The sequence below is a fragment of the Kosmotoga sp. genome (assembly GCF_982836095.1).
In genome coordinates this window covers 12,256-27,672 of record NZ_CEYIHJ010000002.1, presented here as the reverse complement: position 1 = coordinate 27,672, position 15,417 = coordinate 12,256, and the positions used below count along the sequence as shown (strand labels likewise).

The 15,417-nt window shown below is 41.1% G+C and carries 13 protein-coding genes; 6 read left to right on the top strand and 7 right to left on the bottom strand.

All coding sequences use genetic code 11. From position 1 onward, the window contains the following. The 6 genes from AC3LHT_RS00365 to AC3LHT_RS00340 all read left to right on the top strand — a co-directional run. Positions 1-637: SufD family Fe-S cluster assembly protein (locus AC3LHT_RS00365; protein ID WP_488661644.1), on the top strand; the 637-nt coding region annotated here is incomplete at its 5' end. A 12-nt stretch (positions 638-649) separates the two neighbouring features. Next, on the top strand, positions 650-1,855 hold the full coding sequence (locus AC3LHT_RS00360) for a SufD family Fe-S cluster assembly protein (protein ID WP_488661643.1): 1,206 nt from the start codon (positions 650-652) through the stop codon (positions 1,853-1,855). Beyond that, entirely contained in the window at positions 1,830-3,053 is a 1,224-nt protein-coding gene (locus AC3LHT_RS00355) for an aminotransferase class V-fold PLP-dependent enzyme (RefSeq protein WP_488661642.1), read from the top strand. Before AC3LHT_RS00360 ends, AC3LHT_RS00355 begins: the two co-directional genes overlap by 26 nt. Beyond that, positions 3,050-3,463 carry a Fe-S cluster assembly sulfur transfer protein SufU gene (sufU, locus tag AC3LHT_RS00350; protein ID WP_290645053.1) on the top strand — a complete coding sequence of 138 codons (414 nt, stop codon included), beginning with the start codon at positions 3,050-3,052 and terminating at the stop codon, positions 3,461-3,463. The genes AC3LHT_RS00355 and sufU overlap by 4 nt, the downstream gene beginning before the upstream one ends. A 359-nt stretch (positions 3,464-3,822) precedes the next feature. Continuing rightward, positions 3,823-4,809 (top strand): M42 family metallopeptidase, encoded by a 987-nt coding sequence (locus AC3LHT_RS00345; RefSeq protein WP_290645054.1) that lies wholly within the window; start codon positions 3,823-3,825, stop codon positions 4,807-4,809. 219 nt (positions 4,810-5,028) lie between these two features. After that, the gene (locus AC3LHT_RS00340; protein ID WP_488661641.1) at positions 5,029-6,786 is read left to right on the top strand and encodes a radical SAM protein; all 1,758 of its coding nucleotides are present in this window, start codon (positions 5,029-5,031) and stop codon (positions 6,784-6,786) included. Here AC3LHT_RS00340 and murC read toward each other — a convergent pair. From murC to AC3LHT_RS00305, 7 genes are read right to left on the bottom strand one after another with little or no spacing between them, the layout of a single operon-like run. Continuing rightward, entirely contained in the window at positions 6,770-8,119 is a 1,350-nt protein-coding gene (gene murC, locus AC3LHT_RS00335; RefSeq protein WP_488661640.1) for a UDP-N-acetylmuramate--L-alanine ligase, read from the bottom strand. The two genes, AC3LHT_RS00340 and murC, sit on opposite strands and share 17 nt — an antisense overlap. Then, positions 8,116-9,189, bottom strand: coding sequence for a UDP-N-acetylglucosamine--N-acetylmuramyl-(pentapeptide) pyrophosphoryl-undecaprenol N-acetylglucosamine transferase (locus AC3LHT_RS00330; protein WP_290645061.1), 1,074 nt, complete (start codon positions 9,187-9,189; stop codon positions 8,116-8,118). Before AC3LHT_RS00330 ends, murC begins: the two co-directional genes overlap by 4 nt. Beyond that, a complete protein-coding gene (locus tag AC3LHT_RS00325) occupies positions 9,182-10,282 on the bottom strand; it encodes an FtsW/RodA/SpoVE family cell cycle protein (protein ID WP_290645063.1) in 1,101 nt (366 codons plus the stop codon). Before AC3LHT_RS00325 ends, AC3LHT_RS00330 begins: the two co-directional genes overlap by 8 nt. After that, positions 10,279-11,607 carry a UDP-N-acetylmuramoyl-L-alanine--D-glutamate ligase gene (gene murD, locus AC3LHT_RS00320; RefSeq protein WP_290645065.1) on the bottom strand — a complete coding sequence of 443 codons (1,329 nt, stop codon included), beginning with the start codon at positions 11,605-11,607 and terminating at the stop codon, positions 10,279-10,281. Before murD ends, AC3LHT_RS00325 begins: the two co-directional genes overlap by 4 nt. After that, complete coding sequence (gene mraY, locus AC3LHT_RS00315) at positions 11,604-12,539, bottom strand: phospho-N-acetylmuramoyl-pentapeptide-transferase (protein ID WP_488661639.1); 936 nt, start codon at positions 12,537-12,539, stop codon at positions 11,604-11,606. The genes murD and mraY overlap by 4 nt, the downstream gene beginning before the upstream one ends. After that, on the bottom strand, positions 12,532-13,866 hold the full coding sequence (locus AC3LHT_RS00310) for a UDP-N-acetylmuramoyl-tripeptide--D-alanyl-D-alanine ligase (RefSeq protein WP_488661638.1): 1,335 nt from the start codon (positions 13,864-13,866) through the stop codon (positions 12,532-12,534). Before AC3LHT_RS00310 ends, mraY begins: the two co-directional genes overlap by 8 nt. Continuing rightward, positions 13,863-15,359: a UDP-N-acetylmuramoyl-L-alanyl-D-glutamate--2,6-diaminopimelate ligase gene (locus AC3LHT_RS00305; protein ID WP_488661637.1), complete on the bottom strand. Its 1,497-nt coding sequence runs from the start codon at positions 15,357-15,359 to the stop codon at positions 13,863-13,865. Before AC3LHT_RS00305 ends, AC3LHT_RS00310 begins: the two co-directional genes overlap by 4 nt. Positions 15,360-15,417 lie beyond the last annotated feature (58 nt).

Below are 15,417 nucleotides of genomic sequence, written 5' to 3'. Positions count from 1 at the left end.
AAAGGTGAGATATTCAACCATTCAAAATTGGTCTAAAAACACTTTCAATTTGAACACCAAAAGGGCAATTGTTGAAGCCGAAGGCACAATGGAATGGGTATCGGGGTCGCTTGGTAGCATGAAAACCATGCTTTATCCCGCTACAATTCTGAAGGGCCGCGGGGCTAGAGCGAACCATCTTGCGGTAACTTACGCGGGGACCGGACAGATAATGGATACAGGTTCAAAGGTAATACATCTTGCTCCAGACACGAGTTCTACCGTTGATGCCAGGAGCATAAGTGTTGGTGGTGGTTGGGCTTTTTACAGAGGCCTTTTATATATTTCCGAAAAAGCAAGAAACTCGAGATCATCAGTTGAATGCTCTGCACTCATGCTTGACAACATCTCCAAGTCCGATACAGTACCAATAATTGATGTCCGTACCAGCCAGGCAGATATAGGGCATGAGGCCAGGATTGGGAGAATAAGCGAAGACCAGATTTACTACTTGATGACACGTGGCCTCACAGAGGCAGAAGCGAAGGCCATGATAGTAAGGGGGTTTATGGAACCAATTTCTAAAGAACTCCCCATAGAATACGCAGTTGAATTGAATAGGCTCATAAACCTTGAAATAGAAAGCAGCATAGGTTAGGGGTGTTTGCCAATGAGTATAGAGAGAACATTAAATTTGATCCACAACGAATTCAAAATGCTTGAACCCATGTCGAAGGTGCTAGATATTGAAGAATATACCGAAGAAGATTTTCTCGCCTCCATAGATGGTGGCTCAAAGGCTTTCAAGGTTTTCAAGCGAAGGGCTTACGAAGAATATAAGACTTTGAAGTTTCCAGCCTGGAAAAGAGTTCCATTGAATAAGTTCTCATTGAAAAGACCCATTCCCGATGCAAATTTTGAATTGATGGGTCCAAAAATATACAAGCGATTTTTTGAAATGGATGAATCAGAAGAGATATTAGCTCATAGCCTCGATTTTCAGGGTTCAGATAGAAAATTTACATTGCTGGCAGATAGCTTTTCAACAGATGGCATAATTGTTCGTACAGAAAAGGCTGCAAATTATGCAGAAACGTTGATCTGCAAATTTACATCAGAAAGCCAGCTTGCATCAAATCTCATAATAGTTGAAGAAAACTCGAAATTAAATATGGTTTTCTACACTCCTGGAGGTGACTTCAGTGCAATAACAAGTCGCTTCTTACTTAAGAAAGGTGCAGAGTTAAATCTGCTTTTTGTAAACCTTTCATCAGCTCAATCGCATCATTTTTCCAATAATTATTATGTTATTGGTGAAAAGGCAAAACTTAGATTGTACGACGTAAATTTGGGCGGGACTGTTGTAGCCCCTTACCACCTTGTCAAAACAGTAGGACAGGGTGCATCGGCAAATGTAAAACCGCTCTTCTTTCCTGTCGGAAATGAAAAAATCGATATGCTTTATCTTGGTAGAATAATTGCTCCTGAATCTTCCATAGAAATTGAGGGAATAGGCACGGTTACGGACAGTTCTAAGGCTGTTTTTCGTGGATCTATCGAAATTAATAAAAACGCAAAGAACTCCAGTGGTAATGAACATTCAAGCACGATCATTCTTTCGGATAAAGCTATTGTACAGGCTATTCCTGGTCTTTTTGTGGATGAAAATGACGTGAATGCCTCCCACGCTGCTTCAATAGGATCCATTGAAAATGATAAGATCTATTATCTCATGACTCGTGGCCTTTCAGAAAGCGAAGCTCTAAAGCTCATTGTAGCTGGGGCTTTTGAACCAGTATTTCAGGAAATAAAAGAGATTTTCGACGACGAGGTTATCGGAGGTGTTCGTAATGTCTTCAGTGAGAGAATTAGATGAATATTTCGAAAAATTGAAAACCGATTTTCCTATTTTTTCAGAACGACCTGATCTGGTTTACCTGGATAACGCTGCTACCACCCAAAAACCCCTGGCCGTAATAGAAAAACTGAAAAACTTTTACACAGAAACCAACGCCAACGTGCACCGTGCAGTTTATAGACTCGCAGAAGAATCAACTATGCTTTACGAAGATGCTCGGAAAACTGTTGCTGACTTCGTTGGGGGAAAGGCCACAGAAGTGGTATTCACTAAGGGCACCACAGAATCTTTGAACATGCTTGCCTATTCTTTGGGGCTATCTGGGAAATACAAGTCGTTTGTAGTTCCGCTTTTTGAACATCACAGTAATTTCGTACCTTGGCAGCGGATTGCTCACATCACCGGCCTTAAGTTCTATCCGGTGAAAATTCATGGCGGGGAGCTATCTTTGGAAGATGTTGAAGCAGTCGTGAAAAGCTGTGAAAAACCATTCATTTTCTCTATGACTGGTTTAACTAACTCTCTGGGATATCGTCCTCCCTTTGAAGCAATCGTGGAACTGGTTCATTCTGCTGATGGCCTTTTTGTACTTGATGGTGCCCAGCTTATTCCCCATGAAGCTTTTGATTTTAAGGCTTCTGGTGTTGACTTCCTCGCCTTCTCCGGTCATAAAATTCTCGGGCCAACTGGAATCGGTGTCCTGGTTGGCAAAAAAGAATTACTCGAACAGATGAACCCTTTTCAGTATGGTGGAGAGATGATAGACAGGGTTGGCGAACAAGAGACAACCTTTGCTCCTGTGCCGCACAAGTTTGAAGCGGGAACGCCAAATGTGGCTGGTGCAGTGGGGCTCGCTGAAGCCTTGAGGTACGTGAAAAACGCTGGATTTGAAAAGATCACACAGCACATTGAGAATCTCACGAAAAACGCTATTGAAAAACTCACCGACATTCCCGGTTTGATTTTATATTGTCAGAAAAAATGTCATGGAATAATAAGTTTCTCTCATGAGAATATACATCCCCACGATCTGGCTGAACTGCTGAGCAGACTGTCTGGGGTAGCCGTCCGCAGTGGGCATCATTGCTCTCAACAGCAGTTGAAGGCTTTAGGCGTTTCCTCGCTGTGCAGAGCCTCTTTTTACCTGTATAATACTCATAGCGATATAGACAAATTATTTTACGGCATAAAAGATGCTTTGAGGTGGTTTTCATGAGGCCAGAAGACCTTTATTCGGATGTTGTCATGTTCCATTATAAAAATTCCTCACACAAAGGTAAAATCAAAAACCCGACCGCTGAGCAGGAAGGCTCCAATCTCTCTTGCGGAGATTCACTCCATCTTTATATCGAACTCAATGGTGACATCCTTGAAAAAGTAACTTTCGATGGACATGGTTGTGCTGTTAGTATAGCTTCAGCATCTATATTGGCTGACCTCGTCGAAGGCAAATCAAAAGAAGAAGCCGTCGAGATTATTCAGGAATTCTACAAGATGATAAAAGGCGAAGACTTTAATGCAGAACTTTTGGGAGATGCTATGGTTTTCGAAAACCTCAAGCAGTTTCCCGTAAGAGTCAAATGTGCCACTCTTGCCTGGCATACACTTGAGCAATTACTCAAGTAAACTCCATCATTAAAGATAAAAAAAGAACCGGTGTTTACACCGGCCCAAATTCTGCTGAAGTAACCCTCTCGTATTTGATTATATAACTTTTTTGTATGGAATTTCAAGACACCATTGCCTTATCAACCGAAAATCGCGAAAATTTCCAGCACATTCATCAGCCCGATCGAGAGATTCATAGCTACGGCTATTATGTTTTGGACTGCTCCGGAGGTGTTAAACTCGTTACGTTTATATCCATGTTTCTCTGGTCCTTTCATTTCTTTTTTCGTTGGGGAAAACTTTGAAATGATATAATTCTACAAGGAATACTTCAAAATTTCTGCGATTATCTATTCTATCAGATGGAGGGGATCAATATGGATTTCGACAAATTAACAGAGTTGTTATTTGTCCCGGGAATTTCAGGGCGCGAGGAAATAATACGTGAAAAAATAATTGAATTGCTGCCAAAAGGTATCCCCTACCATGTGGACGATCTTGGAAATTTGATTGTTGAAGTTGGCCAGGGAGAAGAGATGCTCGGGTTTGCAGCACACATGGATGAACTTGGCCTTCTGATCACAGGGATCAACCCCGATGGGACGTTGAACTTCAAGAAAATAGGCGGCATTCCCGACGAGTTGTTGGTAGGAAGACATCTGGATGTTATAAATTCCTCAGGTGAATCTATCGATGGGGTGATAGGATTTCTGGCTCCTCACCTGTCCAGAAGTGCTGTTAAGCCTGAACCAACGATAGACGTTGGCGCAAGTTCACCCGAGGAAGTCGCTGAATTGGGAATAGAAGTCCTTGATTATGCCGTTTTCAGGAAACAGGTATCTATCCTTAACGATAGGTTTGTTGCTGCAAGGGCGCTTGATGACAGGTTCGGCTGTACTGTTCTACTCGAATTCTTAAAAGAGGCGTTAACCATGGAATTAAACAAGAAGCTCCTTTTCGTCTGGACAGTGCAGGAAGAGGTAGGGTTGGTAGGAGCACAGGCCATAGCATCACAATATCATCCGGCGTTGTTCTTCCCCATTGATTCTTTTGCATGTTGTTCAAAATTGACAGGAAGTGTGAAGCCCGGGAAAGGACCTGTTTTGCGAATGAGCGACAGTTCTTCTATTGCCTCTTATGATCTTGGGAAACGCTTGTTATCGCTTGCAAAAGAGATGAATATTCCCCTCCAACTTGGCGTTACAGGTGGAGGTACAGATGGAATTCCTTTCCAGAGAAGAGGCATAAAAATGGTTCCTTTAAGCCTGGCACTGCAGAATCTTCATTCTGAAGTGGAATATCTGGCTATCGAAGATTACGACAATTTGCTAAAACTGCTAACAGAAATTGCCAGAAACTTTTAAGGCACATCGGACATCCGATAAATAATACTAAATAGTACAAAAAGATATCCTGCGCTGTGTAACACAGGCTGAACTATCGGTTATCCTTAACGGATTCACCGAATACTTAAATCAGTCGAGGACCACTGGGTCCATAATCATATACAGAATAACACTTCGTTTTATACTCTACAATACCATATAATGCTAAATTAATTTACTGCTCTAAAGGAGGCAAATATGGACATATATAGATGGCTGGTGCAATCCGGAACTCTCGCCAGGGTTAGAAAACCCTCCCGCTATATTGGAAAAGAATTAAATCACGTTAGAAAGAATACAGAAAACAAGTTAAGAGTTCTGCTGGCATTTCCGGATACCTATGAAATTGGCATGTCTCATATAGGTTTGAAACTGCTCTATAACCTTCTAAATAGCGAAGAATACATAAGCGCGGAGCGTACCTACCTCCCATGGAAAGACATGTTTTACGAAATGAAAAAGGCGGGTATCCCCCTGTATTCCCTGGAGAGTTACACTCCTGCTAATGAATTTCACATTTTGGGAATTACCCTACAATACGAACTGAGTTATACCAACGTTTTGGGACTCCTTGAGCTTTCAGGCATCCCTCTTTTTCAAAAGGATCGGACAAAGGAACCACTAATAATTGGCGGAGGCCCCTGTACCAGCAATCCTGAACCAGTGGCTGACTTTTTTGACCTCTTTGTAATTGGCGATGGCGAAGTTGCTATGCTTGAATTAGCAAAGCTCGTAGAAGAGAATCTTGAATTGCTAAAATCTGGCAGGCGTCAAGAACTTCTCTCCATGCTTTCCGAGTTATCGGGGGTTTATGTTCCCTCTCTGGCTAAAAGAAAGACCGGAAAGGCGCTTATCAAAGACTTAAACAATTATGAAATCATTACTTCACCCATAGTTCCTTTTATGAACATAGTTCATGACAGAGCTGTGATAGAGATAATGAGAGGTTGCAATAGGGGTTGCCGCTTTTGCCAGGCGGGCATGTTTTATCGACCGGTAAGAGAAAGAAAACCTGAAAAAATCCTTCAGGCCATAGAGACTCTGATTTCAAAAACGGGATATGAAGAACTCTCCCTCCTTTCACTGAGTACTATGGACTACAGCAAAGTCGAAGAACTTGTATCAAGAGCCCAGAAATACTTTAAAAAGGAACATGTGGGTTTTTCATTACCTTCCACGAGAGTTGACAGCTTTGGCGTTGAAATGGCCTCAAAGATTGCATCTATTAGAAAAACCGGTCTCACTTTTGCACCAGAGGCAGGTACTCAGAGGCTGAGAAACGTGATCAACAAAAACATAACAGAAGAAGAGATATTAAATGCCGTAGCTTCTGCAATCGAAAAAGGTTGGAAGAGAGTCAAGTTGTACTTCATGATAGGTTTACCTACAGAAACTGATGAAGACATCAATGGTATAGTGGCGTTGTCAAAAAAAATCAAGGCCCTTGGGCTTAAGCAGCTAACAGTCTCTGTTTCCATATTCATACCAAAACCGCATACCCCTTTTCAATATGCAAGGCAAATCACACCACCAGAGGCAAGAAAGAAATTCTCAATTCTTTCCAGAATAAAAAGATTTGCGCAATTGCATTTGCATGATCCCGGGAAAAGCTATATTGAAGGAGTGCTTAGTCGTGGTGATAGGCAGGTGGGAAATGCCATTTATAAGGCATATAAAAATGGCTCGCTTTTTGATGAATGGGGTGAAGAGTTCAGGCTTTCAACATGGATAAGAGCCTTTGAAAGTTGCAAGATAGATATTGAAAGTTATTCAAGAGAAAAAGATGTCGAAGAAGAACTGCCGTGGGATCATATATCCCTTGGCATCAGTAAAGCATTTTTACGTGAAGAATACGAAAAGGCACATAAAGGCGAGCCCACACGTGATTGCAGGTGGAATGGCTGTACCCTTTGTGGTGTTTGTCAGGAGTATAGAACAATTAACGTGCTGAATTAACCTTGAAGGCGCTAAGGCGTGATAATTCGGTGATATCACCGGCCCCAAGAAAAAGAATCACGGCTTTTTTCTGTTCTTCGACCCATTCAAGCACTTCGTGGTAATCAACATAATGACGAGAAGGCACGTTGTGTTTTTTTAAGCCATTTAGGACCTCTGTTTCACTCAAGGCGCTGCTTCCTTTTTCATAAGCATCATACAGCTTGAAGACGCACACTTCATCGGCATCCTTCAAAGAAGCGGCAAATCTTCCATTTTCCCTTGCCAACCTTGAGTATCTATGTGGTTGAAAAACTATTGCCAGTTTTCTATCGGGGAAAGCCTCTCTCGCCCCTTTGATGGTGTTCCTTATTTCGTCAGGGGTGTGCGCATAGTCATCTACAAGATACAGGTCTTTCTCTTCGTTGTAACCCCTGATAGTGAACCTTCTATCAGCGGAAACATAGTTAGCAAGAGAATATCTTATAATCTCAGGGCTTATCCCAAATTGACGCGCCATTGCAATTGCCCCCAGCGCATTGTAGATGTTGTACTCACCCGGTGTGTTGAGTTCAAAAACTCCCAAGGATTTTTCAGCTTCAAAAACCTCAAAAGTTTGTTTTAGTCTCTCTATGGAAAGTCTTTTGAAGCGATAATCGCCCCCATGTTTCCCAAAGGAAATATATCTTCTGCCACTGAACAACATCCTGAGCACGTCGTCATCATGGTTGTACACGAGTTCTCCTGAAACGCCTTTCGCAAAAAGGAGCATATGATCCAAAAAATTCTCGTGGTTGTTGTTATAATGTTCAAGGTGATCGAATCGGACATTGGTAATCAAAGCGTGATCTACTTTGAAAGAGGCAAAAAAACCATCGGATTCATCCAGCTCTGTTATAGATATATCTCCACCACGTCTGTAATTGGCATGTTCCAGGAAGGGGACTTTTCCTCCAAGGAAAACTGTTGGATCTTTTTTAGCATCAATGAAAATCTTTGAAAGCATTGCTGTAGAGGTGGTTTTTCCATCTGTGCCCGTAACGCATATTGATTCTTTTTCGGAAAGCACTTTCTTAAGTAGTTCCATGCGGTACAAAACAGGAATACCGCCTTTTACAGCGGCAATGAGTTCAGGGTTATTCTTTGAAACTGCAGTTGTTCTGACTACCATATCAGGATTGCTGACATTCTGTGGAGAATGCCCGATAAATATCTGGATATTATTCTCCCTTAAATATTCGACTCTCTCATTTTCTTCATAATTTGAGCCGCAAATCCCATGACCCTCAGCCGCCAAATGGAGCGCGAGACTGCTCATGCCAATCCCGCCGATTCCAATAAAATGATATTTCAACGCGATTCCTCCCGAATTATGTTTTCGATGATTAACTCGACTGGTTCCTTAAAAACAGGGGTAGACAATGTTTTTCTACTCAAGCTATTTTCAATTCTGGAAAGAAGCAGTTCTGGTGTAACCGCATTTTCAAGTATAACATATCCCAGACCGAGTTTTTCCAACGAAACGGCGTTGTAATATTGATGATTTTCGGCTGCTCCGCTCCAGGGTATAACAATAGCCTTTCGACGGTAATTTATTATTTCCGCAACTGAGGTTGCTCCACCTCTGGTTATGACTAGATCGGCTTTAGCTACATATTCATGAAGGTCATCAATGTATTCAAAAGCTTTGACAAATGGGTATTTCTCAAAGCTCTTAAGTTCATTTCCTTTTCCCGTTACGTGCAAAAACTGTAAATTTGTTTCATTCCAATTGACTAAATCGTAAAGCTCCAACATCTTTTGATTGATAAAAGAAGATCCTTGGCTACCTCCCATGACAACAATAAGGGCTTTGTTAGGGGTAAAACCCAACTCTTCGAAGATCTCTTCACGCCTTCTTCGAATCTGCCTTACAGGATTACCGGTAAAGCGAGCCTTATAGGCGAACTTTCCAAATTTTTCAATGCTTTCCTCAAAGCTCACGAAAACAGCAGTTGCATATTTCACGAGCCTTTTATTCGCCATACCTGGCAAAGCATTTTGTTCATGCAAGAAAATAGGAATGTTTAATCTTCTTGCCGCTAATACAACAGGAAAAGAAACATAACCACCGCTTGAGAATAGAAAATCCGGCTTGAATTTTTCCATTTCTTTTTTGACAAGTTTCGCTTGCACTAGATGTTCAAGAATGACTCTGATGTTTGATGGTTTGTATATGGGTCTCAGCAGTCCTCGCACTTTCAACGGGATTTTCCTGACATTTGAAAAATCCCGCTCGACTCTTTTATCATCAAGACGTCCGGCGATTGTAAAATAAAGAAATTTGGTATCATACTTTTTTGAAAGCCGTTGAGCAACGGCAAGTACCGGGTAATAGTGGCCACCGGTTCCGCCACCACATAGTGCCACTCTCAAGTCAGCCAACGTCCTCTTCTCCCTTTTCAAGAATAATAGAAAACGTGATTCCGAGCCCCAAAATTAAAGAGATCAGAGAAGAACCGCCGTAGCTCACAAAGGGAAGGGTGACTCCAGTAGGCGGGAAGAGACCAAGATTTACTCCAATATTGACACTCGCCTGAAGAAAAACATAAAATCCAAAGCCTATCACAAAAAGCTTGCCTTCAGTGTTTCTGACATATCTAAGGGCTATCTGGGAAAGTATCATGACAAAACCAACATATGAGAACATAAGAAGGAACATGCCAATTATTCCCCATTCCTCACCTATGGTAGCAAAAATGAAGTCTGAATAACTCACAGGTAGATAGTATTTAACCACTCCCATTCCAAGTCCTCTTCCAAAGGTATTGCCTGAAGAGATGGCCATAAGGCTGTATGAAACCTGCTCATGGCTTTGCCCTTTGAGGGAAGAAAAAAACTCTGACAATCTCTCAAGTTGATATGGTTTTATAAGCTCTGCTTTTAGCATAAAAACCCCAAACAAAACAACTGATAAAAAAAGAATCAACAGGTGTGCTGGCTTAGCGCCTCCTAAAATCATCATGATAAGAACAATGGAAAGCATAATAATCGATGTGGATAGATCCGGTTCCATAAACGTTAGCCCTATGATAGGTGCGGAAAGAAGAAGAGGCACGATCACTGTGTTCCAGAAATTAGTTTTCTCTTTGTCTAATTTTCCAAAATGGACCGATAAAATCAAAAGCAAAACGAGTTTCGCAAATTCAGAAACCTGTATTGAAAAACTCCCCAATTCAATCCATCTATGGGCTCCACCCCTGCTCTGTGAGAAAAGCACAAAAATGAGAAGAAAAATAATTGTCGGATAGTAAAAGAGAAAAGAAAGGCGATAATGGGTGCTTCCCCCCATGAAGATTGCTATAGAAGCAAGCAAAAGGCCTATAAAAAATGATATCAGCTGCCTTTGGAGATACTCCGAAGCATAAAAACCGATTAGCCTGGCTTCCATACTCAGGCCTGCACTGTATATGAAAACAAATCCCATGGCAAGCATGATGCTAACAAAAACGCTCAAAATGATTATCTGACTTTTCATTTTATCGTACCAACCGTCTTCCTTAGCTTTTTGACTTCATTTATAAAATCCGCGCCGCGCTCTTTGTAACTTCTGTATTTATCAAAGCTGGACCCCCCCGGACTAAATAAAACGATATCACCAGGGAAAGCAGCTTTATGCGCTTTTTCAACTGCCTGCTTCATGTTATCCACTATTTCGTAGTTAATGTTGTGGTCGAGTTTTTTCAACAGTCCAAGACTATCTCCAATGATAATCGTTTTTTTCAATTCCTTCAGCTTTGGCAGCAGTTCACTATAGCTTTCATTCTTTCCCTTACCTGCAAGGATTAAAACTACCTTGGAGGGCTGGAAATTTTCTAGTGCTTTTACTACTGCGTGAGCATTTGTCGCTTTGGAGTCATCGATATATTTTATATCTTCCATAAATTCCACTTCCATCAACCGATGTTCAGGATAACGATAAGATGCTAATTTCTCAAAGGCATCAAATACCGATATTCCTAAAAAGTGAGAAAGCGCAATTGCAACCAGGGCATTTTCCCTGTTATGCCTTGTTTTAATGTACGTGCTCAAATCAAGCTGCGCTTTGTGAAATTTCATAATTCCATCTTTGAGAGATAACAGCCCTTCTCCATCTATTGAGAATGGAATAACATGGCCATTTTTCGCTTCATCCAGTGCGTCAACCAGTTCTGTTCTCAAAATTGAATAGCCTCTTGTTAATTTAACTATCTTCTTCTTTTGCGACAAATATTCTTCAAAAGACCCGTGGTAATCGAGATGATCTTCCGCCACATTTAGAATACTCGAAAGATGAAAAAGCGGTTCCTTCGAATTGAACCAATTAAGTTGAAATGAACTAACTTCCAAAACATAAAAATCGTAATCGCTCTTTATAACGGTTGCCAGAGGTACACCTATATTTCCACCAACAAAGACCTTTAGCCCTTTTTCCTTCATTATATGCCCAAGCATAGTTGTGGTGGTGGTCTTTCCATTTGTACCGGTTACACCTATGAAAACACCGTTTTTTCTCTTCTTGAGCTCTTTTAGTGAAAACTCGAGTTCGGTCGTCATGGGTTTACCAGTTGAAATAATGTTCTGACCGATTTCACTGGTGGGTGAGACACCGGGACTCAATATGAAGAAATCAGATTCAAGAATCCTTTCTGTATGGCCGCCTTCTTCAAAGAGAATCCCCTCTTTTTCAAGGTAAGATCTATATTCTCCTCGAATCTTTTCCTGTTCTGAAACAAAGCACTGCCATTCTGGATACGTGTTTCTCACATATTTTAAAAGCTCGAAATTCGAGGCTCCCAATCCTATAAATCCGACTTTGTTCACCAATTACCCCTCCAAGCAAGTAATCCAATTAGTGAAAATACAAGTGCTACGGTGGAAAATCTGAAAGCAATCATGGATTCATGCCAACCTGAAAGTTCGAAATGATGATGAACAGGAGCCATTTTAAACACTCTTTTCTTTCTCAGCTTGAAAGAACCCACCTGAATAATATCACTTAAAGTTTCTATTAGAAAAATAAACCCAAAGAAAAGAAGGTAAATCTCCCGTCCTGTCAGGGCCATAGACACCGCAAAAATACCTCCAAGGGAAAGCGAACCGGTATCACCCATAAAGACTTTCGCTGGATACCAATTGTGCCATAAAAATCCAAAAAGTGCGCCTACTAACGCCGAATATAGATTACTATGATACCCCAGAACAATCAAGGGAAATACCGAAGCAATATATACACTGCCAGCCAATCCATCTACCCCATCTGTGAGGTTCACCGCATTCGCAGTACCTACTATCGTAACCATAGAAAAGGGAAAGTAAAACCAACCTATATCCAGGCTTTTTTCTGTAAAGGGAATGAGAAGATATGTATGAGGATTAATGCGTTGAACGATATATACGATAAAAAAAGCAAAAAGAAATTCCAATGTTAGCCTTGTCAAAGCGCTTATGCCAGCTGCATTCTTCTTCACCAGCTTAGCTAAATCATCCATAGCCCCAACAATTCCAAAAAGTATTCCGGCTGCGATGGGGATCAATAAGTCTGAATCTTTGCTGAAAAGGAACACTACCAACAGCGCTATCGGTATGAAAACCAATCCAGCCGAAGTAGGAGTTCCCGTTTTATGATTGTGCAAATCGGGTCCTTCCTCACGAATAAATTGTCCGATTTTTTTCCTTTTCTGTAATTTTTCAAAGGGGTATAAAAGTAGAAGAACCCCAAAAAAGGAAAGAAAAAAAAGTGTTAATTCATCCATTTTTTGCTAACTTCTCCTTAAAAGCGTTCAAAACCCTTTCCAACCTGACACCCCTTGATGCCTTGAAGTAAACAAGCGTTCCTTTTTTAACACGTTTTATTAGCTGTTCTACTATGGCCTCTATTGAATCAGCTATGAAAGCTGGGTCAATAACTTCAGCGATGTACTCTACCTGAGGATCAACATTATAGAGAATCACCTCATCAAAATCTTTTAGCAATTCGGCGAGTTTATGATGTGTTTCTTTGGAAAAAGCTCCTTGTTCAAGAATTGAACCAATCACTGCGATTCTTTTTCCTTTGGATAATTTCGCAATCGCTTCAACGGCAACCATTACCGATTCTATACTGCTGTTGTAACAGTCGTTTATCACTCTTATTCCAGCGAAATCATGGACTTTGAATCTGTTGTCAAAGGGCAGAATAGAATCCAGTAAAAAAAGTTCTGGTAATTCAATTTCCATGGCAAAGAGTGTCAAATAAGCTGCCATTAAGTTCATGACCTGTCCTTTATTCCAGATCCCTTTCAACCTCAACAAACGCTTTTCACCGTTGAAGTTCAGCACAACCATGGTATTTCCGGTGATGTAACGATATCCCTCAAGCAAGAGTTCCCCATTTTTTTCGCCAAAAAACAACGTTTGGAAAGGGGCTTTTTCCAGCCTTTCAACAATTCTTCTGTCATCACCGTTTGCCACAGCAATATCATCAGTTTTAAGTTTTGAAAAGATGGAAAATTTCTCTTCAAAAAGCTCTTGATGGGACTTGTAATTTCCAAGATGAGCTGATCCCACATTGGTTAGTATTGATATATTAGGCCTAACAAGTTCAACAAGCTTTTTTATGTCTCCTCTTTGATCAGCAGCAAATTCAAAGATTGCATACTTGCTTGAAACAAGAGCCTCTCTGTTCTCAAGAATCGCGAGCGGAATTCCTATTTCCGTGTTGTAATTTCCGGGTGTTTTAAAAACGGGAGCATTCTTCAAAAGAGCCTGGTAAAGCAATTCTTTCGTAGTGCTTTTACCATTTGAACCCGTAATGCCAATCCTGAAATCAATTGCCATGTTATTCAAGATCCTTTTTGCCGATTCATAAAGCAGTTTACATGAATCTGTCACCGTGAAAACGCGTTTATCTGAAAATCTCTTTGTGGTTATGGCTAAAAAAGCGCCCTGTTCAAGGGCGTCTTTAACAAAGTCATTTCCATCAAAATGCTTCCCTTTCAAAGCGATGAAAATATCACCGGGTTTTATTTTCCTCGAATCTATCTTCAACTTCTTCCCTTCAGTTAGTTTCAGAAATTCAACGATAATCCTTTCATCTATCACCTTTTTATGAGCCTCCGAAATTTCTCATTGAGAATATGCTTAACCATTTCTTTGTCGTTGAAAGGAATTAACTCATCATCGATGACTTGAAATTCCTCATGGCCTCTACCAGCAATAACCACCATATCCTGCCTGTTTGCCAGCGTGAGCCCAACAGATATCGCCTCTTTCCTATCCGGAATAATAAGATAAGGTTTCAATTTGCTAATCCCTTCTTCGATATCTTTAAGGATCTCTTCAGGATCTTCGTGCTTAGGGTCATCCGATGTGAGAATCACCACATCGGAGAATCTCGACGCTACCTCACCCATAAGCGGGCGTTTTCCCTTGTCAGCATTTCCTCCGGCCCCAAAAACAAGTATAATCCGCCCTTCAACGAGCCTTCGGGCGGTTTTCAATAGCTTTTCCAATGCATCTGGAGTATGTGCAAAATCTACAACCACTTCAAATCCATATTTGGAAGCCTCTTCAACGAATTCAAATCTTCCCGGAACACCAGTAAAGGTGGAAATGGCTTCGATAACGTGTGTTGTGTCATAGTTCAGCGCCTCCATAATCGCAATGACGGCTGCTACATTATAAGCATTATGTTCTCCTATCAATCTGGTGTAAACCTTCTGTGTAGAACCAAAAGGAGTTGCTATGTCGAAGTACATGCCTGAACGTGTCATCTCAAGATTTTCTATCCTGTAATCTGATTCGTCTCCAAAGCCATAAGTTAAGATTTGATCCCGCTGTAGAGGAATATTAGCTATGTTTATTCGGTCGGCGTTGACCACGGCTTTTCCCGAAGGTTTCATCAAATTAAAAAGCCTTAGCTTTGTAGCATAGTAGTCTTCGAAGGACTCGTGAAAATCGAGATGATCACGGGTTATATTGGTAATAGCGGCAACATCAAACTGCATACCTGAAACCCTATGCATAGCCAAAGCATGAGAAGAGACTTCCATTACAAAATACTCATAATTTTCCTCAACGGATTTCTTGAGATATTTCGCGAGAGTAGGAGCCCCTGGCGTCGTATTTTTTGGATTTCTCGATTCTTTTCCCGCAATGTAGTTGACTACGGTCCCTACAAGAGAGCAGTTTTTTTCAAAAGTGTCAAGAACATGCTTTACAAGGGAAGTGACGGTCGTCTTTCCGTTAGTGCCAGTAACACCGATAGTGATAAGCTTTTCATAGGGGTGATCCGCTTGCTCCATAAACAACAGCGCTTCTGCCTTTCTGCTGCTTCTGACGTAAATAATAGGAATTCTTATTTGGTTTGAAACAATGGGATCTTCCGCAATTAAAGCAATCGCACCCTTTTCCTGAAGATCTTCTGCAAGCACGTGAGAATCGAAGTAGGCTCCTTTAATACAGATAAAGAGGTCATTGGGCTTTAGAAAACGGGAGTTACTAGCAACTGAAGAAATCTCTGGGTTAGTTCCATCCATATTTACCGTTTGAAGGACGAGATCACCGAGGAGCTCAATTACGCGGGATAACTTCATCGATCACCCCCCTTTCAATGGTTGTATTTTATCACCTATTGGAGAGCTTGACAACAAG